Annotated in this window: 27 protein-coding genes; 14 read left to right on the top strand and 13 right to left on the bottom strand. The window is 64.4% G+C overall.

The features are described from left to right. Positions 1-37 precede the first annotated feature (37 nt). Positions 38-937 carry a LysR family transcriptional regulator gene (locus FS665_RS09895; protein WP_145187089.1) on the bottom strand — a complete coding sequence of 300 codons (900 nt, stop codon included), beginning with the start codon at positions 935-937 and terminating at the stop codon, positions 38-40. A gap of 104 nt (positions 938-1,041) precedes the next feature. Between FS665_RS09895 and nfsB the strand changes: the two genes are divergently transcribed. Beyond that, positions 1,042-1,695: an oxygen-insensitive NAD(P)H nitroreductase gene (gene nfsB, locus FS665_RS09890; RefSeq protein WP_145187086.1), complete on the top strand. Its 654-nt coding sequence runs from the start codon at positions 1,042-1,044 to the stop codon at positions 1,693-1,695. A 43-nt stretch (positions 1,696-1,738) separates the two neighbouring features. Here the strand turns inward: nfsB and FS665_RS09885 are convergent, their stop codons facing one another. Both FS665_RS09885 and FS665_RS09880 read right to left on the bottom strand, forming a co-directional pair. Beyond that, a complete protein-coding gene (locus tag FS665_RS09885; RefSeq protein WP_145187054.1) occupies positions 1,739-2,893 on the bottom strand; it encodes a cysteine desulfurase family protein in 1,155 nt (384 codons plus the stop codon). A 183-nt stretch (positions 2,894-3,076) separates the two neighbouring features. Beyond that, positions 3,077-4,003 carry a LysR family transcriptional regulator gene (locus tag FS665_RS09880; RefSeq protein WP_145187051.1) on the bottom strand — a complete coding sequence of 309 codons (927 nt, stop codon included), beginning with the start codon at positions 4,001-4,003 and terminating at the stop codon, positions 3,077-3,079. Between the two features lie 138 nt (positions 4,004-4,141). On the opposite strand from FS665_RS09880, the gene FS665_RS09875 reads away from it, so the two are divergent. Both FS665_RS09875 and FS665_RS09870 read left to right on the top strand, forming a co-directional pair. After that, positions 4,142-5,374, top strand: coding sequence for an acyl-CoA dehydrogenase (locus tag FS665_RS09875; protein WP_145187048.1), 1,233 nt, complete (start codon positions 4,142-4,144; stop codon positions 5,372-5,374). 126 nt (positions 5,375-5,500) lie between these two features. Then, positions 5,501-5,884 carry a PAAR domain-containing protein gene (locus FS665_RS09870; protein WP_145187045.1) on the top strand — a complete coding sequence of 128 codons (384 nt, stop codon included), beginning with the start codon at positions 5,501-5,503 and terminating at the stop codon, positions 5,882-5,884. A 9-nt stretch (positions 5,885-5,893) separates the two neighbouring features. Here the strand turns inward: FS665_RS09870 and FS665_RS09865 are convergent, their stop codons facing one another. The 7 genes from FS665_RS09865 to ribBA all read right to left on the bottom strand — a co-directional run bounded on the left by FS665_RS09865 (position 5,894) and on the right by ribBA (position 13,762). Beyond that, complete coding sequence (locus FS665_RS09865) at positions 5,894-6,958, bottom strand: TerC family protein (protein WP_145187042.1); 1,065 nt, start codon at positions 6,956-6,958, stop codon at positions 5,894-5,896. A 150-nt stretch (positions 6,959-7,108) separates the two neighbouring features. Beyond that, a complete protein-coding gene (locus tag FS665_RS09860; protein WP_145187039.1) occupies positions 7,109-8,416 on the bottom strand; it encodes a substrate-binding domain-containing protein in 1,308 nt (435 codons plus the stop codon). A 107-nt stretch (positions 8,417-8,523) separates the two neighbouring features. Continuing rightward, positions 8,524-9,672: an ABC transporter ATP-binding protein gene (locus tag FS665_RS09855; RefSeq protein ID WP_145187036.1), complete on the bottom strand. Its 1,149-nt coding sequence runs from the start codon at positions 9,670-9,672 to the stop codon at positions 8,524-8,526. A gap of 19 nt (positions 9,673-9,691) precedes the next feature. After that, positions 9,692-10,501, bottom strand: coding sequence for an ABC transporter permease (locus tag FS665_RS09850; protein ID WP_145187033.1), 810 nt, complete (start codon positions 10,499-10,501; stop codon positions 9,692-9,694). Positions 10,502-10,507: 6 nt separating this feature from the next. Next, on the bottom strand, positions 10,508-11,425 hold the full coding sequence (locus FS665_RS09845) for an ABC transporter permease (protein WP_145187030.1): 918 nt from the start codon (positions 11,423-11,425) through the stop codon (positions 10,508-10,510). Continuing rightward, positions 11,422-12,447: a polyamine ABC transporter substrate-binding protein gene (locus FS665_RS09840; protein ID WP_145187027.1), complete on the bottom strand. Its 1,026-nt coding sequence runs from the start codon at positions 12,445-12,447 to the stop codon at positions 11,422-11,424. Before FS665_RS09840 ends, FS665_RS09845 begins: the two co-directional genes overlap by 4 nt. Before the next feature lie 205 nt (positions 12,448-12,652). Beyond that, positions 12,653-13,762, bottom strand: a complete 1,110-nt coding sequence (ribBA, locus tag FS665_RS09835) for a bifunctional 3,4-dihydroxy-2-butanone-4-phosphate synthase/GTP cyclohydrolase II (protein ID WP_145187024.1) — start codon at positions 13,760-13,762, stop codon at positions 12,653-12,655. A gap of 77 nt (positions 13,763-13,839) precedes the next feature. Here ribBA and FS665_RS09830 point away from each other — a divergent pair, with 77 nt between their 5' ends. Beyond that, positions 13,840-14,133, top strand: coding sequence for a DUF1330 domain-containing protein (locus tag FS665_RS09830; RefSeq protein ID WP_145187021.1), 294 nt, complete (start codon positions 13,840-13,842; stop codon positions 14,131-14,133). A 57-nt stretch (positions 14,134-14,190) separates the two neighbouring features. On the opposite strand, the gene FS665_RS09825 is transcribed toward FS665_RS09830, so the two are convergent. Further along, entirely contained in the window at positions 14,191-15,210 is a 1,020-nt protein-coding gene (locus FS665_RS09825; protein ID WP_145187018.1) for an alpha/beta hydrolase, read from the bottom strand. 144 nt (positions 15,211-15,354) lie between these two features. Between FS665_RS09825 and FS665_RS09820 the strand changes: the two genes are divergently transcribed. The 6 genes from FS665_RS09820 to FS665_RS09795 all read left to right on the top strand — a co-directional run bounded on the left by FS665_RS09820 (position 15,355) and on the right by FS665_RS09795 (position 19,941). Beyond that, positions 15,355-16,239, top strand: a complete 885-nt coding sequence (locus FS665_RS09820; RefSeq protein WP_145187016.1) for a LysR family transcriptional regulator — start codon at positions 15,355-15,357, stop codon at positions 16,237-16,239. 41 nt (positions 16,240-16,280) lie between these two features. Then, the gene (locus tag FS665_RS09815; RefSeq protein WP_145187013.1) at positions 16,281-16,688 is read left to right on the top strand and encodes a hypothetical protein; all 408 of its coding nucleotides are present in this window, start codon (positions 16,281-16,283) and stop codon (positions 16,686-16,688) included. Positions 16,689-16,771: 83 nt separating this feature from the next. Further along, the gene (locus FS665_RS09810) at positions 16,772-16,993 is read left to right on the top strand and encodes an MbtH family protein (protein WP_145187010.1); all 222 of its coding nucleotides are present in this window, start codon (positions 16,772-16,774) and stop codon (positions 16,991-16,993) included. Next, positions 16,990-17,727: a thioesterase II family protein gene (locus FS665_RS09805; RefSeq protein WP_145187007.1), complete on the top strand. Its 738-nt coding sequence runs from the start codon at positions 16,990-16,992 to the stop codon at positions 17,725-17,727. The genes FS665_RS09810 and FS665_RS09805 overlap by 4 nt, the downstream gene beginning before the upstream one ends. Before the next feature lie 84 nt (positions 17,728-17,811). Beyond that, positions 17,812-18,918 (top strand): DUF1615 domain-containing protein, encoded by a 1,107-nt coding sequence (locus FS665_RS09800; protein WP_178108321.1) that lies wholly within the window; start codon positions 17,812-17,814, stop codon positions 18,916-18,918. 234 nt (positions 18,919-19,152) lie between these two features. Beyond that, positions 19,153-19,941 (top strand): formate/nitrite transporter family protein, encoded by a 789-nt coding sequence (locus tag FS665_RS09795; protein WP_145187004.1) that lies wholly within the window; start codon positions 19,153-19,155, stop codon positions 19,939-19,941. Between the two features lie 31 nt (positions 19,942-19,972). Here FS665_RS09795 and FS665_RS09790 read toward each other — a convergent pair whose 3' ends face one another. Then, positions 19,973-20,950 carry a D-2-hydroxyacid dehydrogenase family protein gene (locus FS665_RS09790; protein ID WP_145187001.1) on the bottom strand — a complete coding sequence of 326 codons (978 nt, stop codon included), beginning with the start codon at positions 20,948-20,950 and terminating at the stop codon, positions 19,973-19,975. 141 nt (positions 20,951-21,091) lie between these two features. Here FS665_RS09790 and FS665_RS09785 point away from each other — a divergent pair, with 141 nt between their 5' ends. Beyond that, positions 21,092-22,438, top strand: coding sequence for an MFS transporter (locus FS665_RS09785; protein WP_145186998.1), 1,347 nt, complete (start codon positions 21,092-21,094; stop codon positions 22,436-22,438). Positions 22,439-22,528: 90 nt separating this feature from the next. Here FS665_RS09785 and FS665_RS09780 read toward each other — a convergent pair whose 3' ends face one another. After that, complete coding sequence (locus FS665_RS09780) at positions 22,529-23,449, bottom strand: LysR family transcriptional regulator (protein ID WP_145186995.1); 921 nt, start codon at positions 23,447-23,449, stop codon at positions 22,529-22,531. A 94-nt stretch (positions 23,450-23,543) separates the two neighbouring features. Here FS665_RS09780 and FS665_RS09775 point away from each other — a divergent pair, with 94 nt between their 5' ends. The 3 genes from FS665_RS09775 (at position 23,544) to FS665_RS09765 (ending at position 26,259) form a co-directional block, all read left to right on the top strand. Then, positions 23,544-24,713 carry an MFS transporter gene (locus FS665_RS09775; protein ID WP_145186992.1) on the top strand — a complete coding sequence of 390 codons (1,170 nt, stop codon included), beginning with the start codon at positions 23,544-23,546 and terminating at the stop codon, positions 24,711-24,713. Between the two features lie 92 nt (positions 24,714-24,805). Further along, complete coding sequence (locus tag FS665_RS09770) at positions 24,806-25,318, top strand: sigma-70 family RNA polymerase sigma factor (protein WP_145186990.1); 513 nt, start codon at positions 24,806-24,808, stop codon at positions 25,316-25,318. After that, a complete protein-coding gene (locus tag FS665_RS09765; protein ID WP_145186987.1) occupies positions 25,315-26,259 on the top strand; it encodes a FecR domain-containing protein in 945 nt (314 codons plus the stop codon). Before FS665_RS09770 ends, FS665_RS09765 begins: the two co-directional genes overlap by 4 nt. Positions 26,260-26,296: the final 37 nt, after the last annotated feature.

The following is a 26,296-nucleotide window of genomic DNA, read 5'->3' as shown; positions in this document are numbered from 1 at the left end:
CAGGGCAGTCAACCTTACCCGACTCGGACAGGGCGGTTTAGAACATTTGTGCAGGCTGCAACGTGGCGAAACGCTCGCGCAACCACAGGTGCAACTGGCTGACGGCCGGTGACAGCTGCTTGCGATGGGGGCAGACCAAGGTTACCGGTGTGGCTTCGCCGGGGTAATCCGGCAAGAGGACTTCCAGCTCGCCGGCGGCGATGTTGGCGCTGACATCCAGCCACGACTTGTAGACGATACCTTCGCCTTCCAGCGCCCAACGCCGCACCACATCGGCGTCGTCGCTGATCAGCGGGCCATGGACCTGCACCGTGCGGTTGCCCAGCTGCCATTTATCGAACACCCGGTTGTGCTGCAAGTACAACAGGCAGTCGTGGTGCGCCAGTTCCTCGGGGCTGCGCGGGCGGCCGTGCCGGGCCAGGTAGCCGGGCGCTGCCACCAGCACCCGGCGGTTCCACGGCGCCAGGGGCAAGGCGATGTAGTTGGCGTCCTGATTCAGGCCGTAGCGAATGGCGACGTCGACCGGGTCGCGGCTGAAGTCCGCCATCTGGTCAGACAGAAAAAAGCGTAGCGCCAGCGCCGGGTGCTCGCGGCGAAACGCGCTGAGCCAGGGCAACAGCAAGTTGCGGCCGATGTCGGAGGGCGCCGATACCTGGAGCACGCCGCGCAGCACATTGGCGCTGGCATGCAACTGCTCATGGCCCTGGCGCAGCATTTCCAACGCCTGCTGGGCAGTGGGCAGGTAGCGCTCGCCCTCAGCGGTCAAGCGCAGGCTGCGGGTGGTGCGCGCAAACAGGCGCACGTCAAGGTCGCGCTCCAGACGCTTGACTGCGGCGGCCACTTGTCCCGGCAACAGGTGGGCTTCATGGGCGGCAGCGGTGAAGCTACCCAAAGCGCTGCTGCGCACGAACAGGTGCAGATCGGTCAAACGCAGCATTTTCACTCCAGCAATAAAAGTGTTGCTGCATTCTGCCGGTTTTTCTGCGTCGCAGAACAGATAAGATGCGTCACACGTTCCCTACTGCTTAATGGAGTTGTTGCATGGATACCGTCTCCCTGGCCAAACGCCGCTACACCACCAAGGCTTACGATGCCGCTCGCAAGATTCCCCAGGCGACGATCGACGCGCTGCTCGAGCAATTGCGCCACAGCCCATCGTCGGTCAATTCGCAGCCGTGGCACTTCGTCGTTGCGGACAGCGCAGAAGGCAAGGCTCGCCTGGCCAAGGCCACTGAAGGCGGGTTCGCCTACAACACGGCCAAGATCCTCGATGCTTCGCATGTGATCGTGTTCTGCACCCGTACCGACATGACCGAAGCGCATCTAGATGCTGTGCTGGAGCAAGAACAGGCCGATGGCCGCTTCCGTGACCAGCAAGCCCGCGCAGGGCAGGACCAGACTCGCCGTGGCTATGCCAACCTGCATCGCTACGATCTTAAAGACCTGCAGCATTGGATGGAGAAGCAGACTTACCTGGCGCTGGGTACCGCACTGCTCGGCGCTGCCGCCCACGGTCTGGATGCCACGCCCATCGAAGGCTTCGACAGCAAGGTCATGGATGCCGAATTGGGCCTGCGGGAACAAGGCTTCAGCAGCGTGGTGGTGCTGAGCTTGGGCTATCGCAGCGAGGCGGATTTCAACGCCGGCTTGAACAAGTCGCGCCTGCCGGCCAAATCGGTGTTCACCTTCCTGTGAATGCAGCCGGCTGCGGCAGCTGCCGCAGCCGGCTCGTCACGCACTACCACAGCGCTCCGGCAGCGGCCGTGCAGGCCCGCTGCAGCACGCCAATCGCGGCCTCCACCTCGGCCTCGGTGGTGAATCGCCCGATGCTCAGGCGTACGCTCTGGCGTGCCCTCGGCTCGTCCAGGCCCAGGGCCAGCAGCACATGGGAAGCGGCGCTGCTTGCCGAATTGCACGCCGAGGTGGTGGACAGCGCCAGTTCACTGCCCAGCGCTGCACTGTTGAAGCCATCGACCGCGATCAACAGATTCAAGGTGTGCGCCACCCGCTGCCGCGCATCGCCATTGAGACTTACCCCTGGCAGGCTCAGCAAGCCTTCATGCAAGCGCCTGGACAAGCGTTCGATGCGCTGATGCTCCTGGTCGCCTGGTTCACCGGCCAAGGCAAACGCACTGCCCATGCCGACGATCTGATGGGTGGGCAAGGTACCCGAACGTAACCCGCGCTCATGGCCGCCGCCGTGAATCTGCGCACGCATCAGGGGTCGCGCGTGGGGTCCGACATACAGTGCGCCGATGCCCTTGGGGCCGTAGACTTTGTGCGCTGAAAACGACATCAGGTCCACCGCCATGGCGCGCAGGTCAATGCCCAGCTTGCCAACCGCCTGTGCCGCATCCACATGCAACAGGGCGCCATGGGCGCGCACCCGCTCAGCAATGGCCGCGACGTCGGTGACCGTGCCCAGCTCGTTGTTCACCGCCATCAATGACACCAGGCGCGTGTCGGGGCGCAGCGCCGCCTGCACCGCGTAGGGCTGGATCAGGCCGGTTTCGTCTGGCGCCAGACGAGTGACCGCCCAGCCGTGACGCTCAAGTTCGCTGACCGTATCGAGCACGGCCTTGTGCTCGAGCTGACTGGTGATCAGATGTCCGGGTTGGCCCCAGCCCTGGGCGATGCCCTTGAGGGCAAGGTTGTTGGATTCAGTCGCGCCCGACGTCCAGATGATGTCCTCAGGGTTGGCATTGACGCGCTCGGCGACCTGACGCCTGGCCTGTTCGACCACTTCACGGGCGGCCTGGCCGAACAGGTGCCCGCTGGACGCGGGATTGCCGAAGTTGACCTGACGACCCAGGCAACTGAGCATGGTTTCGATGACGCGGTCATCGACCGGCGTGGTGGCGGCATAGTCGAAATACAGAGGAGCGCTGGGCATGAGGCGTGTCCGTGCAAGCTGCCGTGGATCGGCAGTGGTGGACTCAAGCCTACCCGCTAGTAGCCGGACGATTGTGCTATTTGTCAGCGAGTCAGCGCGTTTGCAGAGAATATTTTTCTCTATCAATAGGCCTGGGTGAAATAACGCACTCCTAGTGCAGCCGCCATTTTTCAACGGTATCGATCAGGCCGGCTGCAGGGCGCGTTCCTCATCGGCCACGACGCGCTCGCACAGCTCGATGATCTGCTCGCGCATCCAGCGGTTGGCCGGGTCCTGGTCGGTGCTCTCATGCCAATACAGGTGGGTTTCCAGCGGCGGGATTTCCACCGGCAGGGGATGGAAGCGCAGCTGATGGCGGCGGGCGAATCGCTCGGGCACGGTCATCACCATGTCCGTCTGTTGCAACACTTGCGAGGCCATCAGGTAATGCTGCGAGCGCAGCGCAACCTTGCGTTGCACGCCCATCTTGCCCAGGGCCAGGTCCACGTAGCCCAAGCCATTGCGGCGGCTGGAAATGTGGATGTGGGTCATGGCCAGGTAGTTGTCCAAGGTCAGCTTGGCCTCGGCCAGTGGGTGGCCCTGGCGCAGGGCGCAAACATAGCGGTCTTGCATCAACTTGACGTGGCGTACCTGCGGGTCGGTGTTCAGCGGCGCATCCACGGCGAAATCCAGGCGCCCGGCCGCCAGCTCCTTGGTGGTTTCGCGGCGCTTGCACAGAAAACTTTCGATCAACACTGCCGGGGCCAGGCGGCGCAGGCGCTGGAACAGCGGCGGCAGCACCACGGCCTCGGTAAGGTCGGTCATGCTGATGCGGAAGGTCTTGTTGGCCTGCTGGGGATTGAAGATGCGGCTTTCCTGCACCGAGGTGCGCAGCAGCGCCAGGGCGTTGCGCACCGGGCCGATGATGTTCTGCGCCATGGGCGTGGGCACCATGCCTTGAGCGGTACGCACGAACAGCGGGTCGTTGAAGGTTTCACGCAGTCGGGAAAGCGCGTTGGACACCGCCGGCTGGGTGATGCCGACGATTTGCCCGGCACGGGTCAAGTTGGCTTCGGTGTAGATCGCGTCAAAGACGATGAACAGGTTGAGGTCGACCTTGCTGAGGTTCATGGCGCCGCCTTTTGTTTGAATTATTGGCCGATCATATATCGGTTATGAATGTTAATACACGCTGAAAATAGACTAGGTAGATCGAGGTGCGCTGCTCTAGGCTCTGCCCATGTCTTTCGAACCGTGAAGGTAGCCCCGATGGATTTCGCCTATTCGCCCAAGGTCCAGGCACTGCGTGAGCGCGTCAGTGCGTTCATGGAGGCCCATGTCTATCCTGCCGAGCCAGTGTTCGAGCGCCAGGTCGCCGAGGGTGACCGCTGGCAGCCCACGCAGATCATGGAACAACTCAAGGAGCAGGCACGGGCTGAGGGCCTGTGGAACCTGTTCCTGCCCGAATCGCAATACGGCGCTGGCCTGAGCAACCTGGAATACGCGCCGCTTGCCGAGATCATGGGGCGCTCGCTGCTGGGTCCAGAGCCGTTCAACTGCTCAGCGCCGGACACCGGCAACATGGAGGTGCTGGTGCGTTATGGCAGCCCGGCGCAGAAGCAGCAGTGGCTCGAGCCGTTGCTGCGCGGCGAGATCCGTTCGGCGTTCGCCATGACCGAGCCGGACGTAGCCTCGTCGGATGCGACCAACATGGCCGCGACTGCCGTACGGCAGGGCGACCAGTGGCTGATCAACGGCCGTAAGTGGTGGACTTCCGGCGCCTGCGATCCACGCTGCAAGGTGATGATCTTCATGGGTTTGTCCAACCCCGATGGGCCACGCCATGAGCAGCATTCGATGATCCTGGTGCCGACCGACACACCCGGCGTGAAGATCGTCCGGCCGCTGCCGGTGTTCGGCTACGACGACGCGCCCCATGGTCACGCCGAGGTGCTGTTCGAGAACGTGCGCGTGCCGTTCGATAACGTCATCCTCGGCGAAGGCCGCGGCTTCGAGATCGCCCAGGGGCGCCTTGGGCCTGGACGCATTCACCACTGCATGCGCTCGATCGGCATGGCCGAGCGGGCCCTGCAGCTGATGTGCGAGCGGTCGGTGGCGCGCACCGCCTTCGGCCGGCCGTTGGCGCGCCTGGGCGGTAATGTCGACAAGATCGCCGATTCACGCATGGAGATCGACATGGCCCGCCTGCTGACCCTGAAGGCCGCGTACATGATGGATACAGTCGGTAACAAGGTCGCCCGCAGCGAGATCGCGCAGATCAAGGTGGTCGCGCCAAACGTGGCCTTGAAGGTTATCGACCGGGCCATTCAGATGCATGGCGGGGCCGGGGTCAGTGGGGATTTCCCCTTGGCTTACATGTATGCCATGCAGCGCACCCTGCGCCTGGCCGATGGCCCGGACGAAGTGCATCGGGCGGCGATCGGCAAGTATGAAATCGGTAAGTATGTGCCCGCGCAGATGCTACGCGGCGACCTTCGTTAGTCGGCGCAGTCTGTAGGATCAGATTACGAAGCCTGTAGGAAAGGTCTATTTTTTCACGCTCGACGCAAGTCATCCCTGGGCAGGTGTTAGGTTTTCTACCTTACAACGGCACAGGGAGTACTACCGATGCGGCTTAACCTGGCTGGCAAAGGTCATGCGGTGGATGGTGATGTGACGACCACGGGCGCCATTTGTATCGCCACCGGTGCAGGCTACTCACGGCATGGGCGCGTGGTGCTCAGAGAAGGCGATCTCACCACGCGCTGTCCGCGCTGTGGACAGGTGGGGGTGGTGGCGGACGGTGTGCGCTTCTTCCTGTCCTGCGGCCGGCGCGTGGCCATGGACGGCGCACTGGTGCTGTGTGCTTGCCCGACCGGCAGTAATCGCGTGGTCGCTCCGTTGCATCAGGCACCTCCAGCGCGGCAGGCGACGCGACCTGCCGTGGACTCGATCAGGCAACTGCAGCCAGCAGCGCTGCTTGAGCGCGACACGGTCAGTGCCGCGCACTGAGCGCGGGTATCAGGTGCGTAGCTGAGAGTCTTCGGCTTTATTGTCAGCTTTTGCCTCTGCACCTGCTCCCGGCTGCGTCGGGACAGCAGGCGCTACTGCCTTGTCACCACGGGTCTTGAGCAACGAAACCAGCACGCCACCGAGCAGCAGCGCAAAGGTGACGCCCAGCGACAGCAACGCTGGCACCTTGCCAACCATGCCGTGGTAGAAAATTTTGCAACCGATGAAAATCAGCACCAGCGCCAGCGCATACTTGAGATACACGAAGCGGTGCATCAGTGCCGACAGCGCGAAATACAGCGAGCGCAGGCCAAGGATGGCAAAGATGTTCGAGGTGTAGACAATGAACGGGTCCTGGGTAATGGCGAAGATGGCCGGCACGCTGTCGACCGCGAACACCAGGTCGGCCAGCTCGATCAGCACCAGGGCCAGGAACAGCGGCGTCGCATAGCGCAGGGCTTTGTTCTCGCCAGGTGGGGTCAGCCGTACGAAGAAGTGGGAGCCGTGAATTTCGTCGGTCACGCGCATGTGCCTGCGCACGAACTTGAGCACGGGATTGCTGGCAAGGTCGGGGTGGCTGTCCTCCTTGGACAGGGCCATCTTGACCCCGGTGAACAGCAGGAACGCGCCGAAGATATACAGCACCCAGGCAAAGTTCTCGACCAGCGCGGCGCCCACGCCGATCATGATCGCGCGCAGTATCACGACGCCGAGAATCCCCCAGAACAGCACACGGTGCTGATAGCGACGGGGGATGGCGAAGAAGCCGAAAATCATCGCCATGACGAAGACGTTGTCCATCGACAAGGATTGTTCGACCAGAAACCCTGTGTAGAACTCCAGCGCCGATTGCGCGCCGAGTTGGTACCAGACCCATACCCCGAACAGCACGCCGACGCTGAAATAGCCTGAATACAGCAGCAGGCTTTCGCGCATTTCGATTTCGCGGTCCTGGCGGTGCAGCACGCCGAGGTCAAGCACCAGCAGACCGATGACGATCGCCATGAACACCAGCCACAGCCATGTGCTGGTCCCTAGAAACGGAGTGGTGAGAAATGCGTGCAGAGCTGTCATGAGCCCCTCCTGATTGGTCGACGTTGCCTGGCAACAGTGATCCGACATCACGGCGTGGCAGCCGTCAGAGGGGCCCGGTATCACATGAGGTTGATGCTAGCTGCGTTTATCCAGGATGCCGAACGGCGAGCTGTTACATTTCATTACTCGTCAGTAGACCCATACCTCCACCCGCTGATTGCGCAAGCGCCCGTGCTGCTGATCGTTGCCCGCGACCGGCAGCTCATCGCCCATGCCGCTCACCTGCAGGACCTCGACCCCGGCCCGCGCCAGCTCGCGGCGCACCGCCTGGGCACGCAAGCGTGACAGCAGAGCCGCGCGGCCTGGTGTTTCCTTGCGGTCGCCGAAACCCACCAGTACCGCTTTGCCTTGCAGCTTGCCGGCTCGGCGCAAGTACTCAGTGACCCGTTTCACGTCACGCAGGCCTTTGCTGTCGAGGCTGGCGCTGCCTGGCTGGAAGCGAAAGTTCACGCTCAGCCGTTGGGCTTGCCGCGCCAGGCTGCGATAGCGCGGCGGCATGCCTGCCTGCGGCGTTATCGTCTGCGTGACTACCCGTTGCGAGACGAAACCCTGCTGCGCGACGATGGCCTGGCCCGCCGCGCTCTGGGCGAATTCGGCCAATGCGTAGGCCTGAGGCTTGGCGTTGGCCGGCAGGTACAGGTACAGGCGCCGCGACAGTGGATAATCCTCGCTGGCGACCAGCGCACGATCAGGCAGCATCGCCGGCGCATTGCCGTCGGCAATGGCCAGCACCTTGGCCCCATGTACCGCCGCCAGGCTGATGAAACCGATCGCCTGGCGATCCGTCACCACCTGCTCGGCCACGGCCTCGTTGGACTCGAAGCGCTGCGTCTGTGCCGCCAGGCGGCGGCCCTGCGCGGTCAGGACCAGGGCCTTGAAGGTTTCATAGGTACCAGAGCGATCGTCGCGGGCCTTGAGGTGGATGTCGCCGCCGCTGACGCCAAGCTCCTCCCAGCGCCGTACACGCCCGGCGAAGATCTGCGCCAGTTGCTCGGTGCTCAGCTGCGGCAAAGGGTTGTCCGGATGCACGATCACCGCCACGGCGTCCAGGCCGATCACCTGCTCGGCGCTGGCCGCGCGTAGGTCGCCCAAGGCCTGTAGCTGATGCGCTTCGTCATCACTGATTGGGCGCGAGGCTGCGGCCACGTCGGCGAGGCCCTGGCCAAGGGCGGCGAAACCGGTACTGGTGCCATGGGCGGCGATGTCGATGCGCAGCTGCCGGCCTTGCGCATCCACTGCGCTGATCAGGGTTTCATTGGGCATGGCCCCAGGGGCCTGACGAACCACCGTGGCCTGTTGCGCCCACAGCTGCCCCAGCACCAGCGCAGGCAGCAGCGCCGCGCCCATGGTATTGGAGCCCTGCACACGCAGTTGCAGCGGCCCGGCCCCTACGGTCATGGGTAGCAGGAGAAACAGCAGAAGCAGCGTGCGCAGCATGCCGGACAACCTTGTGGCGGGTTGCCCGGCAGATTACGACAGTGGCGTGACCGACGTGTGACGTTGCAACCTGCGCCGCTGCAGTGGCTCGTTGCAGACCTGGCTGCTCAGTGGGCGCCTGCCGACTTGCTCAGGTCGCTTTGCGCCCATTCGGTGTAGATGCATGCATCAGCCACCGCCCAACGCACCCGGACCGTGTCGCCGGGCTTCATCGGCATACCCGCTGCGGACAACGCCTTGACGGTCAACTCGGTGCCGCCTGCGGTCATGACGTGACAGGTCTGGCTTTCGCCGAGGAACAACACTTCGCCGACCTTGGCGACGACCTCGTTCCAGCCGCCCGGCAAAGGCTCGCGCGAAGCCTGCTCAGCGCTCAGGGCCAGGGCTTTTTCAGGTCGAACCATGATCAGCGCGTCCTGCTGGGCGCTCAGGCCGGGCGTCAGGCGAATCGCCACGGGCTGGCCTTCGAAGCTGGCCGCACCGTTGCTGTTCGCTTGCACGTGCAGGAAGTTGGAATTGCCCAGGAACGAGGCGACGAAGGCGTTTGGCGGGTTCTGGTAGAGGTCATAACCGCTGCCCAGGCCGACGATCTTGCCATGACTGAAAATGGCGATGCGCTGGGACAGGCGCATGGCTTCTTCCTGGTCATGGGTCACATAGACGATGGTGATCCCCAGGCGCCGGTGCAACTGACGCAGTTCGTCCTGCAGGTCTTCGCGCAGTTTCTTGTCCAGCGCGCCGAGCGGCTCGTCCATCAGCAGGATGCGCGGCTCGTACACCAGCGCACGGGCGATGGCCACGCGCTGCTGCTGGCCGCCGGACATCTGCGAAGGCTTGCGGTGGGCGAACGGCTCCAACTGCACCAGCTTGAGCATGGCATCCACGCGCTTGCTGGTTTCAGCAGCGCCGAGTTTGCGAATGGCCAGGGGGAAACCGATGTTGTCGCGCACGTTCAGGTGCGGAAACAGCGAGTAGCGCTGGAACACCATGCCGATGTCGCGCTTGTGCGGCGGCACGTGGACCAGCGATTGGCCGTCGACCAGAATCTCGCCGCTGCTCGGGGTCTCGAATCCGGCCAGCATCGACAAGGTGGTGGATTTGCCCGAGCCGCTGGAGCCGAGGAACGTCAGAAACTCGCCTTCCTGGATCTCCAGGTCGAGGTTGTCCACGGCAGTGAAATCGCCGTAATGCTTGTTCAAACCGCGCAGGCTGACCAGCGTCTTGCCCTGGGCGTTGTCTTTGATGACTGCACTCATTGTTGTGTTCTCCGTGCGCTCAGGCGTTGACTTCGGTACGCCGGCGCAAGGCGGCGGCAATGAACATGACCAGCAGCGAGAGGCCGATCAGCAGGGTGGATGCGACGGCGATCACCGGGCTCAGGTCCTGGCGCAAGGTGGTCCACATCTTCACCGGCAGGGTCTGCAGGTCAGGGCTGGCCATCATGACGCTCAGCACGACTTCATCCCACGACACCAGAAAGGCGAACAGACCGCCGGCGATCATTCCAGGGCGGATCGCTGGAAAGGTCACCTTGAAGATCGCCTGCAAACGCGAGGCGCCGCAGATCACGGCAGCATCCTCGATCGACTGGTCGAACAGCTTCAGCGAATTGATGATCGAGATGATGGTGAAGGGCAGGGCGACGATCACGTGGCTGACCACGAAGGCGAACAGCGTGCCGGTGTAGCCGAGCTTGAGGAACAGCGCGTACACCGCCACCGCGATGATCACCAGCGGCACGATCATCGGCATGGTGAACAAACCGTAGAGCATTTCGCGCCCAGGAAAGCGCCCGCGCACCAGCGCAAACGCCGTGGGCAAGCCCAGCAGCACCGCGGCGATGGTGGTCAATACGGCCACCTTGAGACTGGCCAGGGCCGCTTCCATCCACTCGGGGTTGGAGAAGAACTGGCCGTACCACTTGAAGGTCCAGCCCGGTGGCGGGAACACCAGCCATTGGGATGAGCCGAACGACAGCAGCACGATGAACACCACCGGCAGCAGCAGGAACGCCGCAATGACGCCGGTGGTCAGGTACAGGCCCGTACGCAGCGGGCGACCCATGGCATTGGCAGACAGCAGCATGACGAATTACCTCGCGTTGCCGACCGGGGATTCCGGCTGCAGCTTCAGGTACAGGTAGAAGAGCACCAGGGTGATCAGCACCAACAGTGCTGCGGCAGCACTGGCCAGGCCCCAGTTGAGGAACGACTGCACTTGCTGGATGATGAACTCAGGCAGCATCATGTTCTGCGCCCCGCCCAGCAGCGCCGGGGTGACGTAGTAACCGAGCGACATCACGAACACCATCAGCGCTCCGGAGAACAGCCCCGAGCGGCACAGCGGCAGGAATACTTTCCAGAAGTTGGTCCACGGGCTGGCACCGCAGATCGACCCCGCCTGCAGCACCATCGGGTCGATGGCGTGCATGGTGGCCTGCAGCGGCAACACGATGAACGGAATCATGATGTAGCTCATGCCGATCACCACGCCGGTGAGGTTGTGCACCATTTCCAGCGGCGCATCGATGATGCCCATGGCCATCAACGCCTTGTTGATCACGCCCGAGCTTTGCAGCAACACCAGCCAGGAATAGGTCCGCGCCAGCAGGCTGGTCCACATCGACAACAGCACGATATTGAGCAACCAGCGGCCCCAACCCTTGGGCACCAGGGTGATCACCCACGCCAGCGGGAAGCCCAGCAGCACACTGATCAAGGTGACCACGCCGGCCACCGAGAAGGTGTTGAACAGCACCCGTGCGTAAGCCGAGTTGGCGAACAGCTGTTCGTAGTTGCCCAGCCCGGGTGTCGGCTCCAGCACGCCACGCAGCAACAGGCCGATCAGTGGCGCGAAGAAGAACAACCCGAGGAACAGCAGCGCCGGCAGCAGGTTGCGGCTGCCTTTCCAGCGCTGACCGAGGCCTGCGCGACGCGGTGCTGCGCCGGGGGCGCCGGTGCCGGTGGGGGCACCTTGCGCATTCTGCAGGGCGTTGATGGCGACTTTCATTTGACCAACCACTCATTCCAGCGCGCGGCGATGGCCTGGCCGTTCTTCGCCCAGTAGGCGAAGTCCAGGGTGACCTGGTCCTGGGCGTAGGCGGTCGGCAGGTTCGGTGCCAGGTCCTTGTCGAGCTTGGCGACGCTGTCGACGTTGACCGGGGCGTAGGCAGTCTTGTTGGCGAAGTCGGCCTGGCCTTCGGCGTTGCTGGCGTTGGCCAGGAACTTCATGGCCGCGTCCTTGTTCTTGGCGCCCTTGGGGACGACCAGGAAATCGGCCATGACCAGGTTCTGTTTCCAGCTCACCCCAACCGGTGCGCCGTCCTGTTGCAGGGCGTAGACGCGGCCGTTCCAGAACTGCCCGAGCGATGCTTCGCCGGAGGCCAGCAACTGCTGCGACTGAGCGCCGCCGCCCCACCAGACGATGTCTTTCTTGATGGTGTCGAGTTTCTTGAAGGCGCGGTCCAGGTCCAGCGGGTAGAGTTTGTCCGCAGCTACGCCGTCGGCCAGCAGGGCCAGCTCGAGCACGCCTGGGCTGGGCCATTTGTACAGGGCGCGCTTGCCTGGGTAGGCCTTAGTATCGAACAGCGCGCTCCAGTCGGCGGGCTTGGCGGCGCCCAGCTTGCCTTCGTTGTAGCCGAGCACGAAGGAGAAGAAGAATGAACCGACACCATGATCGGAGACGAAACGCGGGTCGATCTTGTCGCGCTTGATCTGAGTGAAGTCCAGCGGCTCGAGCAGGCCTTCGCTGGCGGCACGCAGGGCGAAGTCGGCCTCGACGTCGACCACGTCCCACTGCACGTTGCCGCTTTCGACCATGGCCTTGAGCTTGCCGTAGTCGGTAGGGCCGTCCTGGACCACTTTGATGTTGGTGCTCTTGCTGAAGGGAACGGCCCATGCTTCTTTCTGGGCGTCCTGAGTGGTGCCACCCCAGCTGACGAAATTCAGGCTGTCGGCGGCCTGGGCAGCCTGGCAGGCCAGGGTCAGCAGGCTGGCGGACAGCACTGCGGTTACACGTTTGCTCAACAGCATGGTTACGCCCTCGTTGCTTTTTGTTATTCGAGGCGGGGCTTTTGGTGCGCCCGCCAACAGTGTTCGGGGAGCAGCTAAAACAAAGTGTCGTGTGGCCGAGTGTGAGTGTAGGTGTCGGCCTGCAGATTCAAGGTCTACGGGATATCATATTATGGTATTCCAAGATTTTGGCAAGGGGCACTTGCCGCGTAAAAGCGGCTGCAGCTCAAGGCTCGAAGGCAATGCTCTGGACGACTTCAAGTTCGTAGCCGGCCAGGCCTGCGTATTTCAGCGGAGGGCCGAGGTGGCGGAGCTTGCCGACGCCGAGGTCTTGCAGGATCTGCGCGCCGGTGCCGACTTCCGAGTAGACCTTCGACTGGCCGCGCTGGTACGGGCGTAGCGGCTGGGTCAACTGCGGCACGCGCTCGAGCAGCGCTTGCGAAGATTCGTGGTTGGCCAGGATCACCACCACCCCCGCGCCCTCTGCGGCGACTTTCTCCAGCGCCGCCCACAACGTCCAGTTGGCTGGGCCTACGTACTCAGCGCCGACCAGGTCACGCAACGGATCGATTACATGGACCCGCACCAAGGTCGGTTGCTCGCGGCGAATGTCGCCCATCACCATGGCCATGTGCACGCCGCCTTCGATGCGGTCCTCGTAGGTGACCAGGCGGAACGTGCCGTGCACGGTCGGCAGTTCGCGTTCGCCGATGCGCTTGATGGTCTGCTCGGTGCTCAGGCGGTAATGGATCAAGTCGGCGATGGTGCCGATCTTGATGCCATGCTGGGCCGCGAAGACCTCCAGGTCCGGGCGACGGGCCATGCTGCCGTCATCGTTGAGCACCTCGACGATCACCGAGGCGGGGGCGAAGCCCGCCAGGCGCGCCAGGTCGCAACCGGCTTCGGTGTGTCCAGCGCGGGTCAGTACACCCCCTTCGCGCGCCCGAAGGGGAAAGATATGGCCAGGTTGCACCAGGTCTTCGGGGCGCGCATCGGGCGCCATGGCCGCCGCCACTGTGCGGGCCCGGTCGGCCGCCGAGATACCGGTGGTGACGCCGCTGGCGGCTTCGATCGACACGGTAAAGGCAGTGCTGAAGGCGCTGCCATTGGCCGGGACCATCTGCTCCAGGCCCAGACGCTGGCAGTGCTCGTCGGTCAAGGTCAGGCAGATCAGCCCACGCGCCTGGCGGGCCATGAAGTTGATGGCCTGGGCGTCACAGCGCTCAGCGGCGATCAACAGATCGCCTTCGTTCTCCCGGTCCTCGTCATCCACCAGCAGGACCATCTTGCCCTGGCGATAGTCCTCGATAAGTTCTTCGATGCTGTTGAAAGCCATGCTGCACGCTCACTGTGGTGGGTGGTTTTTATGGTATACCATCATACACAAATAACTTTGGCGCAGGAGAGCAGTGGATGAAAGCCTATTGGATTGCCCACGTCGATGTCAGCGACCCCGAGCAGTATCAGCAGTACACCCAGCGTGCCCCGGCGGCATTCAAGGCGTTCGGTGGGCGTTTTCTGGCCCGCGGTGGGCGCAGCGAAGCGCTGGAAGGTCGACCTACGCCCCAGCGTAGCGTGGTGATCGAATTCGATTCGTACGAGCAGGCCCTGGCTTGCTATCGGTCAGCGCTTTACCAGGACGCCTGTAGCCATCGCCAGGGGGTGGCGCACGCCGACGTCATCATCGTCGAAGGGTTCGAGCCGTAACCGAACGCAGCAGGCCCCTGGCGAGATCACCGCCAGGGGCCTGCTGCCAAGTGCGCCTTACTGCAGGTGTACCTTCAACTCGGTACCGGCCTGGCGCAAGGCAGCCTGCACAGCCGGTACCTGACTGAGCGGGTTGAGCAGCCCGTAGTCGTGGATCATGCCGTTATAGCGCACCGAGGTCACGCTCACGCCGGCGGCGTCGAGCTTGCGCGCATAGGCTTCGCCTTCATCGCGCAGCACGTCGAATTCTGCAGTCTGCACCAGTGCTGGCGGCAGGCCTTTGAGCTGCTCGCTGCTGGCGCGCAGGGGTGAGGCGTAGATCTGGGCGCGGGCCTTGGCATCGACGGTGTAGTTGTCCCAGAACCACTTCATCATCCCGGTGGTCAGGAAGTGCCCCTCGGCGAACTGCTTGTAAGAGCCGGTCTCGAAGCTGGCGTCGGTCACCGGCCACAACAGCAGCTGGAAGCGCAGGGCAGGGGTGCCGGCCTCTTTGGCCTTGAGCGCGACCACCGCGGCCATGTTGCCCCCCACGCTGTTGCCAGCCACCGCCAGGCGTTTGCCGTCGACGCCGATTTCCTTGCCGTGGGCGGCTACCCATTGGGTCGCCGCATAGGCCTGGTTGATCGCGGTCGGATAATGGGCTTCCGGGGAAGGGGTGTAGTCGACGTAGACCGCCACCGCGCCGGAGTTGACTACCAGGTCGCGGATCAGCCGCTGGTGGGTCGGGAAGTCGCCGAGCACCCAGCCGCCGCCGTGGAAGAACATGAACACCGGCAGCTCGCCCTGGACATTGGCCGGGCGCACCACTTGCAACGTAATCGACTGGCCATTGGCCTGAATGAGCCGTTGCTTGACCTCGATGCCGGACACATCCACCTTCACCGACGCCTGCGCCCCGGTGAGCACGGCACGGGCCTGCATCGGGCTGAGTTGCTCGAGCGGCTTGCCGCCGCCGTTTTCCAGAGCCTGAAGAAACGCCTGGGTATGATGTTCGACACCTGGGCTGCCAGCGGCGAACGCACTGGAAACCGAGAGGGCGAGGAGCGACGCGGTGAGGGCTTTTTGGACATTGTTCATGTGCGAATCCTTGATTGTACCGGGAGGGTGATGGGCGTCTTGCCTGGCGTTGAGGCCATCGCTGCGACCTGGGAGAAGTTTAGAAGGGTGCAGGCGTGGGAAAAAGCCGGTATAAGGCGTTTGACTGTCACCAAGAGCAAGACAATGAATCCTTACGAAGACATGCGAATCTTTGCCCAGGTCATGGAAGCGGGCAGCTTCACCGCCGCTGCCGAGCGCCTGGGCATGTCCAAGCAGTCGGTCAGCCGGCGCTTGATGCAATTGGAAGAACGCCTCGGCGTGCGCCTGCTCAACCGCTCGACGCGACGCCTGGATGCCACCCCCTTGGGCCAGCATTATTACCAGTCGGCCCTGCGCCTGCTCGGTGAGGTGCAGCAGGTCGAACACGACATCAGCGGCCAGACCCAGACCTTGCGCGGCACCTTGCGCCTGAGCGCGCCGCTGTCGTTCGCCATGGCCCATCTGGGGTGTCTGCTGACCGAGTTCCTGCGTCTGCACCCGCTGGTCGATGTCGAGGTCGACCTCAGTGACCGGCCGGTGGACCTGATCGGTGAAGGCTATGACCTGGCGCTGCGCATCGGCGCCCTGGAAGATTCCAGCCTCATCGCTCGGCGCATCGCCGATGTCGAGCGGGTGTACTGCGCCAGCCCCGCCTACCTGCAGGCCCGGGGCGCACCGGCCAGCCCTCAGCAACTGGCCGACCATGATTGCCTGCCTTATGGCCACTCGCGGCACGTGCAGTGGCACTTCGTGCAGGGCGGCAAGACCCAGACGATTCAGGTCTCGGGGCGCATGCGCGCGAACAACGGCGAGTTGCTGCGCGATTCGGCGATTGCCGCGATGGGCATCACCTACCTGCCGACCTTCATCGTCGGCCAGGCGCTGGCCGATGGCCGTCTGTTGACGGTGCTCGATGACTGGGCAACGCCAGCCTTGCAACTGTCGGCGGTATACCCGCAGCACCGCCAGGTGGCACGGCCGGTACAGGGCTTCGTCAACTTTCTGCGCGAGCGCCTGGCGCAGCTTTGACGCGGGCTTGGCGTCTGCGCGCAGCAGGCTATGCTTGAGGCATGACCACACCCATGCCACTTCGCCAAGCGTGTCCCCCTGGTGCCTGTGATTGCGGCCGTGAGCAGCTGGCCGCGCAGCCGCTGGCGGCGCAGCGGATCCTCTTGCTCACCCGTCAGGAGGAGCAACGCCTGCTCGAGCGCCTTGCACAGGTGCAGGATCTGCAAGACCTGCAACGCTTGCAGCAGCGCCTGTACGACAATCTAGGCATCCGCGTGCATATCGGCCCTGGCTTGAACGAAGTGCGGACCATGCGCGGGATCGTCATTGAACTCGAGGCCCAGCCGGGCTTGTGCCGCAAGACCCGCCAGGCCATCCCTGCTGCAATTCGCCGTGGCCTGGAGCGCAATCCGCAGGTGGCGTTCCGCCTGCTTGACGCCCACGACCTGCTCAAGGATGCCGGGGGCTAATTTTCCCGTTGCCTGCAACGTCTACCTTAGCAACCTGCCTGCGCCAGGCGCGCGCGGGCGTCCATCACTCAAGGAGACAGGCAATGACTTCCGTATTCGACCGCGACGATATTCAGTTCCAGGTAGTGGTCAACCACGAAGAGCAGTATTCCATCTGGCCCGACTACAAGGCGATTCCCGAGGGCTGGCGCGCGGTGGGCAAGAGCGGCTTGAAGAAAGAGTGCCTGGCCTACATCGATGAAGTGTGGACCGACATGCGTCCGCTGAGCCTGCGCCAGCAGATGGCAGCAGCTGCCGCTCAGTGAATGCCTTGAACTTGCTGTGCGTGCCGTATTCCGGGGCCAGCGCCATGGTTTACAGCCGCTGGCGGCGCAAGCTGCCGGCCTGGCTGCAGGTGCGCCCGGTGGAACTGCCTGGGCGGGGTGCGCGCCTGGCCGAGCCGCTGCAGACCGACATGCAGGCGCTGGCTCGCCAGTTGGCCGCCGAACAGCGCGCCCAGGCCATGGCGCCCTATGCGTTGCTCGGCCACAGCCTCGGTGCTTTGCTGGCGTTCGAGCTGGCCCATGAACTGCAGGCGCTGGGTTGCCCGCCACCGCTGGCGCTGTTTGCCTGCGGCACCGCCGCCCCGACTCGGCGTGAAGACTACGATGGCAACAACTGGCGCGCGCCGAAAAGCGATGAGGCGCTCAAGCAGGAATTGCGCGAGCTCAATGGCACCCCGCCAGAGGTGCTCGAGAATGCCGAGTTGATGAGCCTGACCCTGCCGGTGCTGCGCGCCGATTTTCTGCTGTGCGGGCGCTACAGCTACCGCCAGCGACCGGCTTTGCAGTGCCCGGTGCACGTGCTGGGGGGCGATCAGGATCGCGCTGACCACGCTCAGCTGCAGGCATGGAGCAAGGAAACCTGCGCTGAATTTTCGTTGCAGATGTTCCCCGGCGGGCATTTTTTCATCCATGAACACGAAGACCGCGTCTTGCAAACGCTGGTCGACACGCTGCAAGCGGCTCGTCTCGCAGCGCCTCGTTGCCTGCCGGTTTGACGCTGGCGCCTGACTCGGACAGGCTATGGCCCAATCTGGCAGCGCCTCGCGCCCTGCTTCTTCTGATTGAGCCAAAGGCCGCGCATGCTGATCGAGTCGCCCAACCTTTTCAAACGCCGCCCATGGGCCGTGACGCTGCTGGCCCTGGCGCTGTTGCAGGGCTGCGCAGGGCGACCAGAGGAGCCGCCTGCGCCCGATCCCGCCCAGGTGCGGGCGCAGCTGCTGCGCCTGCTGCCGGCGCATGTCAAGGATCGCGAGGGTTGGGCCAAGGACATTCAGGTGGCCTTCGAAGCCCAGCGCCTCGCCCCTAGCAAGAGCAACCTGTGCGCGGTGCTGGCGGTGACCGAGCAGGAATCGACCTTCAATGCCGACCCACAGGTGCCCAACCTCGGGCGCATCGCCCGTGGCGAAATCGACCGCCGCGCCGCGCGCGTGCACGTGCCGCGGCTGCTGGTCGACGCTGCCTTGAAGACGCCGTCGGGCAACGGCCAGAGCTATCAGCAACGCCTGCTGGCGGTGCGCAGCGAGAAGCAGCTCAGCGCGCTGTACGATGAAGTCATCGCCCGCCTGCCGCTGGGCAGGACCTTGCTCGATGGCCTGAACCCCGTGCACACGGGCGGGCCGATGCAGGTCAGCATCGATTTCGCCGAGCACCATGCCCAGGACTATCCCTACGCCTACGCAGGCACGCTTCGCCAGGAGGTTTTCAGTCGGCGGGGCGGACTGTACTTTGGCATCGCCCACCTGTTGGGCTACCCAACCCACTACCAACGCCAGCTCTACCGTTTCGCCGACTTCAACGCCGGCTGGTACGCCAGCCGCAATGCGGCGTTCCAGGCGGCGCTGAGCCAGGTGACCGGAGCGAACCTGGCGCTCGACGGCGACCTTATCGCCCCAGGGGCGATCATGCCCGGCAGCACCGAGCTGGCGGCGCGCAAGCTGGGCGCCAAGCTAGGGTTGCGCAATCCACAGATCCGCCGTGAGCTGGAGCAGGGCAACAGCCTGGCCTTCGAAGACAGCGAGCTCTACCACGGTGTGTTCGCGCTGGCCGATGCGCGCGCCGGCCAGGCAGTGCCGCGTGCGCTGCTGCCGGGCATTGTGCTGAAAAGCCCGAAGATCACCCGCAAGCTGACCACAGCCTGGTTCGCCGAGCGGGTAGACGGGCGCTATGAGCGCTGCATGAACCGCTGATCAGGCAGGCAGGCGCGGCGCTGTCATCGAGCCCATCTATCGGCCCATCCAGTCTATCGATTTGACTGCGACATACTGCCTCAGTACCGTGCCCAGCTCCTCGTTTCAACCCCGAGATTCACTGTTTGCCTAGCCTGTAAAAAATCCGCGCCATCCCTCGTAATCCTTAAATTTCCGACCTCCGGCAGGCCTTCAGGGGCATGCCTGGCGTCCCTGCGTTCGAGTCAAGATCCCATGTCCGTCAATGCCCCATCGCACATCACCGAGCTGGTCATCGAGGCCGGCACCAAGAAAGCCCAGCTCCCTGTCCGCGCACTGCTGATCCTGGGTTTCCTCGCCGGTGGCTTCATCTCCATGGGCTTCATTCTGGATATTCATGTCAGCGCCATGATACCTGGGCAGTGGGCTTCGCTCGGCAATCTGCTGGGGGCCGCGGTATTCCCGATCGGCCTGATCCTGGTGATCCTGGCGGGCGGCGAGCTGCTGACCGGCAACATGATGAGCCTGCCGCTGGCCATGTTCGCCGGGCGCATTGGCTGGGCCGCCGTGGCGCGCAACTGGTTGCTGGTGACCCTGGCCAACCTGCTGGGCGCGCTGTTCGTGGCCTACTGCTTCGGCCATCTGCTGGGCCTCACCGAAGGCGTATACCTGGCAAAGACCGTGGCCGCAGCCACCAGCAAGGCCAGTGCCGACTTCGTGCATGCCTTCGTTTCCGGGATCGGCTGCAACTGGCTGGTGTGCCTGGCCGTCTGGCTGGCCTACGCCAGCCGGGAGATGAGCGGCAAGATCCTCGGCATCTGGTTCCCGATCATGGCCTTCGTCGCCATTGGCTTCCAGCACGTGGTCGCCAACATGTTTCTGATCCCGGCCGCGATCTTCGCCGGCTACCTGAGCTGGGGCGCGCTGCTGCACAACCTGGTGGCGGTGTTTCTCGGCAACGCAGTGGGCGGAGCGATCTTCGTCGGCCTGGCGTACTACGTTTCGTTCGCTGCGCCCATCAAGGAGCAGGCGCCGGCCCAGTGAATGGTGCTGCCCGTTCCAGTGGCAGGCGCGGTTAACGCGCCTTGCCCAAAGCCTCGGGATTGGCGACGTTTTGCGGCTGTCCGGCGCTGAAGGCGAGCACGTTGTCGAAGGCGTCGCCGAAGTACAGCTCGTAGCCGTTTTTCTCCACGTAACCCAGGTGCGGCGTACACAGTACTCGCGGGTGGGTGAGCAGGGGATGGGCAGGGTCGAGCATGGGCTCCTGCTCGAACACGTCGAGGGCTGCGAAGCCTGGGCGGCCAGCCTCCAGTGCCTGCAACAGAGCACCGGGCGCGATGAGCTCGGCGCGGCTGACATTGACCAGCAGGGCGTCGGGCTTCATCCGCGTCAAATCGTCGAAGCTGATCCGGTGGCGGGTGAGCTCCGACAGGCGCAGGTTCAAGCTGAGGATGTCCGCCTCGGCAAAAAACGCTTCGCGTGACGCCGCCGCGCGGTGGCCATCGACCTCGGCCGCTGCTCGGCTGCTTTCGCTGCCCCACACCAGCACCGGCATGTCGAACGCCTGAGCATAGCGGGCCAGACGCTGGCCAATCTTGCCATAGCCCCAGATGCCCAGCAGCTGACCGGCCAGCGCCTGACCGAGGTTGACCTGCCATTGACCGTGTTTGCACGCCTCGATGGCCGGCACCAGTTGGCGCCGCGCGTTGAGCATCAGCGCCCAGGCCAGCTCGGCCGGGGCGACCGGCGAACCGCGGCCCTCGCTGACGACGATGCCCCGCGCGCTGCACGCCGCGAGGTCCAGATGGCCGGCGATCTTGCCGGTCTGGCTGATCAGCTTGAGGTTGGGCAAGCGCTCGAGCAGGGCGGCATCGATGCGGGTGCGCTCGCGGGTCAGGACCAGCGCTTCGGCATCGGCCAGGCGTGCCGTCAGTGCCTCGAGGGACAGGGGTTGCTTGTCATGAAACACGCTCACGGCATGCCCGTCCAGGCGCTTGAAGCAGTCGAGCGAGCGAATCACGTTCTGATAATCGTCGAGGATGGCGATGCGCATGGCGAGAGCCCTGGTCAGTGGTGAGTCGGTAATGGTTACTGCCCGGTATCAGCGAGGTCAATGATGGCAGACAACCGCACGCTGCACTTCTAGATTCAACAAGCAAGCCGGAAGCCCCGCACATAAGAAAAGGGACTCAACATGCATGCCCATCCCCAAGCTGCGAACGCCTGGCGAATCCTGTTCCTGCTGTTTCTCGCCAACTTGTTCAACTTTTTCGACCGCACCATACCCGCGATCATCATCGAGCCGATCCGCCTCGAATGGCACCTGAGCGATATCCAGATCGGCCTGATCGGTACTGCGTTCACCCTGGTTTATGCCATCGCCGGCCTGCCCTTGGCGCGTCTTGCCGACAACGGCTCGCGCAGCAAGGTGATGGGGTGGGGGTTGGTGGTGTGGAGCGGCTTGACCGCCGTCAACGGCATGGTCGGCAGTTTCTGGAGTTTCTTGCTGGTGCGCCTTGGCGTAGGCATCGGTGAGGCCAGTTACGCACCGGCCGCCAATTCGCTGATCGGCGACCTGTTTCCGCCTGAGCGCCGGGCGCGCGCCATGGGCATCTTCATGCTGGGCTTGCCGCTTGGACTGTTGCTGGCGTTCTTCACCATCGGCGCAATGGTCCAGGCGTTCGGTAGCTGGCGCGCGCCGTTCTTCATCGCTGCCGTGCCTGGCCTGGTGTTGGCACTGTTCATCTTCATGATCCGCGAGCCGGCGCGTGGCGCCGCGGAGGCGGTGCCCATCGCCCAGGCAGCGCCAGACAAACCGCTGCGCCGGGTGCTCAGCGTCCCGACATTCGCCTGGCTGGTGCTGGCAGGGCTGACCTTCAATTTCGCCTCGTACGCGTGCAACTCGTTCATGGTGCCGATGCTGCAACGCTACTACCAGCTGCCGCTGCACGAAGCTGCGGTGGCCACAGGCGTGATTGTCGGCGTGACCGGCTTACTGGGCCTGACCCTCGGCGGTTGGTTGGCCGACAAGGTGCATCAGCGTTGGGCCAATGGGCGCTTGCTGTTCGCCTCGGTGAGCATGCTCGTGGCCACCTTGGCCACTGCCTGGGCGCTGCATGCCGGGCGGATCGAGCTGGGCCTGTTCGTCGTGGTGTTCGGCATTGGCTGGTTGTTCTCCTACAACTTCTACACCTGCGTCTACACCGCGATCCAGGATGTGGTGCAGCCACGGCTGCGTGCCACGGCGATGGCCTTGTACTTCGCCGGCCTGTATCTGCTCGGCGGTGGCTTGGGACCGGTCGTGGTCGGCGGGCTGTCCGATCATTTCGCCCAGGCGGCGATGCGCAGCGCCGGTGAACTGCAGATGAACGAAACCTTCAAGGCGGTGGGCTTGCATGACGCCATGTACCTGATCCCGGTGGCGCTGATGCTGACCTTGGTGTTCCTGCTGCTGGCGTCGCGTTGCTACCAGCGTGACGCCCAACGCATGCGCGACGGCATGGTGGCCGACCGTGCGCTACCGGCAGCAGAATTGGCCTGATGCGTCGGCACCTGGGGCGTGCCCTTTGCGCTGGCTAGTGCACTGCCACAGGCGGCGCTGGCGTCCAGATAGCGCCAGACACTCGCTCACTCAGAAAGGGCTGTCGCCGTGCAGCGGCCAGTCGCGGTGGCATTCCACCAGAAAGTCGACGAACACCCGCACCCGCGCCGGCATCGCCGGCCCGCCGACGAACACGGCATGCAAGGGCTCGCGGTCGCCCGGGTTGTAGTCTTGCAAAAGCGCCACCAGTTCGCCGCGCTGCAACTCATCGGCGACCGTGAACAAGCCGATCCGGGCGATCCCTGCGCCAAGCCTGGCCAGTTGTGCCAGTGCTTCACCACTGCTGCAGGCGATATTGCCGGTCACCTTCAGCGAAAAGTCCTGGCCCTGCCGGCGAAACGGCCAGTCCGGCATCGCCCGGCGAAAGTTGAAGCGCAGGCAGTTGTGCTGCGCCAGGTCTTCGGGCCGTTGCGGTGTGCCGCAGCGGGCCAGGTAATCCGGCGAGGCGACCACCACCTGGCCGGTATGCCCAAGGCAACGGGCGCTCAGCGAGCTGTCCGGTAGCTGGCCGAAGCGCAGCGCCACATCGGCTTCGCCGCCGTGGATGTCGACGATTTCGTCACTGAGCGTAAGGTCTACCAGTACCTCGGGGTAACGGGCGCTGAAGGTGCTGAGCAGGGGCACCACGGTCTGACGGCCATGCCCCAGCGCTGCACTCACCCGCAGCCGGCCACGCGGTACGCCCTGGTCGGTGATGGCCTCTTCGACTTCGAGCAGATCGGCCAGAATCCGCCGCGCGCCGCGCAGGTAGGCCTCGCCCTCGTTGGTCAGGTTAAGTGCACGGGTGGTGCGCAGCAGCAGCCGCGTGCCCAGGCGCTGTTCCGTGCGGCCGATGATGCGGCTGACGGCTGAGGGCGTCAGCCCCAAGGCGCGTGCCGCCCCGGACAGACTGCCTTCCTCCACGACTTTGCTGAATACCTCCAGCTCACCCGAGCGACCTGCGTAGTCCATTTGTGCCTCCAGCGCAAAGGTGGTTGCCGGAAAACCGGTCTAGTGCATCGCAAAGCGCGATCGTAGCATTCATTGCACAGATAAGGAGCTTTGCATGCGTATTAATCCCCCGCTTGTTGCACTCGCCATCGGTGCCTTCGGCATCGGCGTCACCGAGTTCGCCCCCATGGGCATGCTGCCCGCCATCGCGACCGACTTGGGCGTGTCGATTCCGGCGGCCGGGCTGCTGGTCAGCGCCTATGCCCTGGGCGTGTTGATCGGCGCCCCATTGATGACCCTGGCCACCGGCAAGGTGCCGCGGCGCTGGCTGTTGATCGGGCTGATGGCTATCTTCACCCTCGGCAACCTGCTTTCAGCCCTGGCCACGGATTATCAGAGCCTGCTGCTTGCACGCGTGGTGACGTCGCTGAACCATGGCGCTTTCTTCGGCGTCGGTTCAGTGGTTGCCGCCAGCGTGGTAGCACCTGAAAAGCGCGCCGGGGCGGTGGCCGCGATGTTCATGGGCCTGACCCTGGCAACCATCGGCGGCGTGCCGCTGGCGACCTGGTTCGGTGAACTGCTCGGTTGGCGCACCGCGTTCTGGGGTATCGCCGGCCTCGGGTTGGTCGCAATGGCTGCCCTGTGGCTCGCCCTGCCCAACGTGCCAGTGCCCAAGAGCGACGGGGTGATGGCGGAGATTCGCGTGCTCGGTCAAGGCCCCGTGCTCGCGGCGCTGACGCTGACGGTGGTGGGCTCCAGTGCCATGTTCACGGTGTTCACCTACATCGCGCCGCTGCTGCACAGCCAGGCACACGCCTCGACCCCCTTCATCACGGCGATGCTGGTGCTGTTCGGAGTGGGCTTGACCTTGGGCAACATGTGGGGTGGCAAGGCCGCCGACCGCTCGGTCGATCGCACCTTGATGGCCGCGCTGCTGGTGCTGATCGCGGTGCTGCTGGTGTTTCCGACGCTGCTGGACTGGTCACTGCCGACCGCGATGGCGGTGTTGATCTGGGGCATCGCCAGCTTCGCCCTGGTGCCGCCACTGCAAATGCGCGTGATGGATGCTGCCAAGGATGCACCGAACCTTGCCTCGGCGGTGAACATCGGCGCCTTCAACCTGGGTAACGCGATTGGCGCGGCGTTGGGCGGGGCAGTGATCGATGCGGGTCTTGGCTACCCAGCGGTGTCGTTCGCCGGGGCAGGCATGGCCGCCCTTGGTTTGGTGTTGACCGTGGCCTGGCGCAGTCGGCCGCAGGTTTCGCCAGCACGCGCGGCGTTGTAAGACCCGCGTGAACATATTGAGCGAGGGCCACTTGGCGCTGCTGGCACAGTAAATTAGAATCACTTCTATTTACGCTTGCGCAGACCCTCGCCATGACCGACGCCGCGTTGTCCCCGGAGCACAGCTTGCACGCCTTCTACCGCGACCATCGAGGCTGGCTGGAGGCGTGGCTGCGTCGGCGCATGGGCAATGCCTGGGATGCCGCGGACTTGAGCCAGGACACCTTCATGCGGGTGCTGACCAGCGCCCAGCCGCTGGCCGAGATCCGCGAGCCGCGCGCCTATCTGCTCACCGTCGGCAAGCGCTTGCTGAGCAACCTGCACCAGCGACGCAGCGTCGAGCGCGCCTACCTCGAGGCGCTGGCGCAGTTGCCCGAGCACAACCTGCCGTCGCCCGAGCAACGCTGGATTCTGCTGGAAACCCTGCAAGCGCTCGATGAACTGCTCGATGGCCTCAAGCCGCCGGTGCGCCAGGCCTTTCTGCATAGCCAGCTGGAGGGGCTGGGGTATGAGCAGATCGCCGAGCGCCTGGGTGTTTCGCTGCGGACCGTCAAGCGCTACATGGCCCAGGCCTACGAGCACTGCCTGCTCGCAGAGCTGCTGTGAGCGGGCCATCGGCGCACACGCGCGAGGTGGTGCGCGCCGCCGCTCGCTGGTTGGCCCTGGTGGAGTCTGGTCAAGCGAGCCCCGGCGATCTCGATCGATTGGCGCAATGGCGCGCCAGCGATCCGCTGCATGAGCAGGCCTGGCAGAAAGCGCAGGTGCTGCGCCAGCGCTTCGCCCAGCTACCCAACGCCGTGGCCATGGCGACCCTCGATCGTGGCCAGGCCAGCCGCCGCGCGCTGCTCAAGCAGGCCTTGGCGATCGCCGCCGTGGCGCCCAGCGCCTGGCTGCTGAGCCAGCAGGTGCCGCTGCAGGCCTGGACCGCCGATGTGCATACCGCGGTCGGCGAGCGGCGTCAGTGGACGCTGGCCGATGGCACGCACGTGCAGCTCAACACCGACAGCGCCGTCGATATCGACCTTGCGGCTCGGCAGGTGAAGCTGATCCGTGGCGAGTTGGCCATCAGCATGGCGCAAGGGCTGACGATGACCGTGCAGGTTCCTGAAGGTCACGTGTCGCTGCGCGGTGCTGAGGTGTGCCTACGGCTGCGCGATTCAACCTGTCAGGTCTCGGTCATCCGCGGCGCGGCGACCTTGCAACCGCTGCGCGGCAGCGCGAGGGAGCTTGCAGGTGGCCAGCAGGCCAGCCTCGGCGCCATGGCGGCAGGGCCGGTCAGCGCCACCGATGACCTGCTGCTGGGCTGGCGCGACGGCGTGCTGCGTGTCAATGACCGGCCACTGGACGACCTGCTGCGCGAGCTGCGTCGTTATCGGCCCGGGATACTGCGATGGCCACCCGAGCTTGCGCGCCTGCGCGTTACCGGCACCTTCCGTCTGGACGACACCGACCGCGTACTGGATTTGCTGGCAGCCAGCCTGCCGCTGCAGGTGCAGCGCCGTACGCGATACTGGGTCACGCTGGTCGTGCGCGATAATCACGCGTGAGCCTGTCCCCTTTTCTGGCCTCGCCGGTCATTACCGG

The organism is Pseudomonas sp. URMO17WK12:I11 (genome assembly GCF_007677725.1).
Classification (GTDB): Bacteria; Pseudomonadota; Gammaproteobacteria; order Pseudomonadales; family Pseudomonadaceae; genus Aquipseudomonas.
The sequence above is the reverse complement of the archived record's forward strand: the minus strand, read 5'-3'. Positions and strand labels throughout refer to the sequence as shown.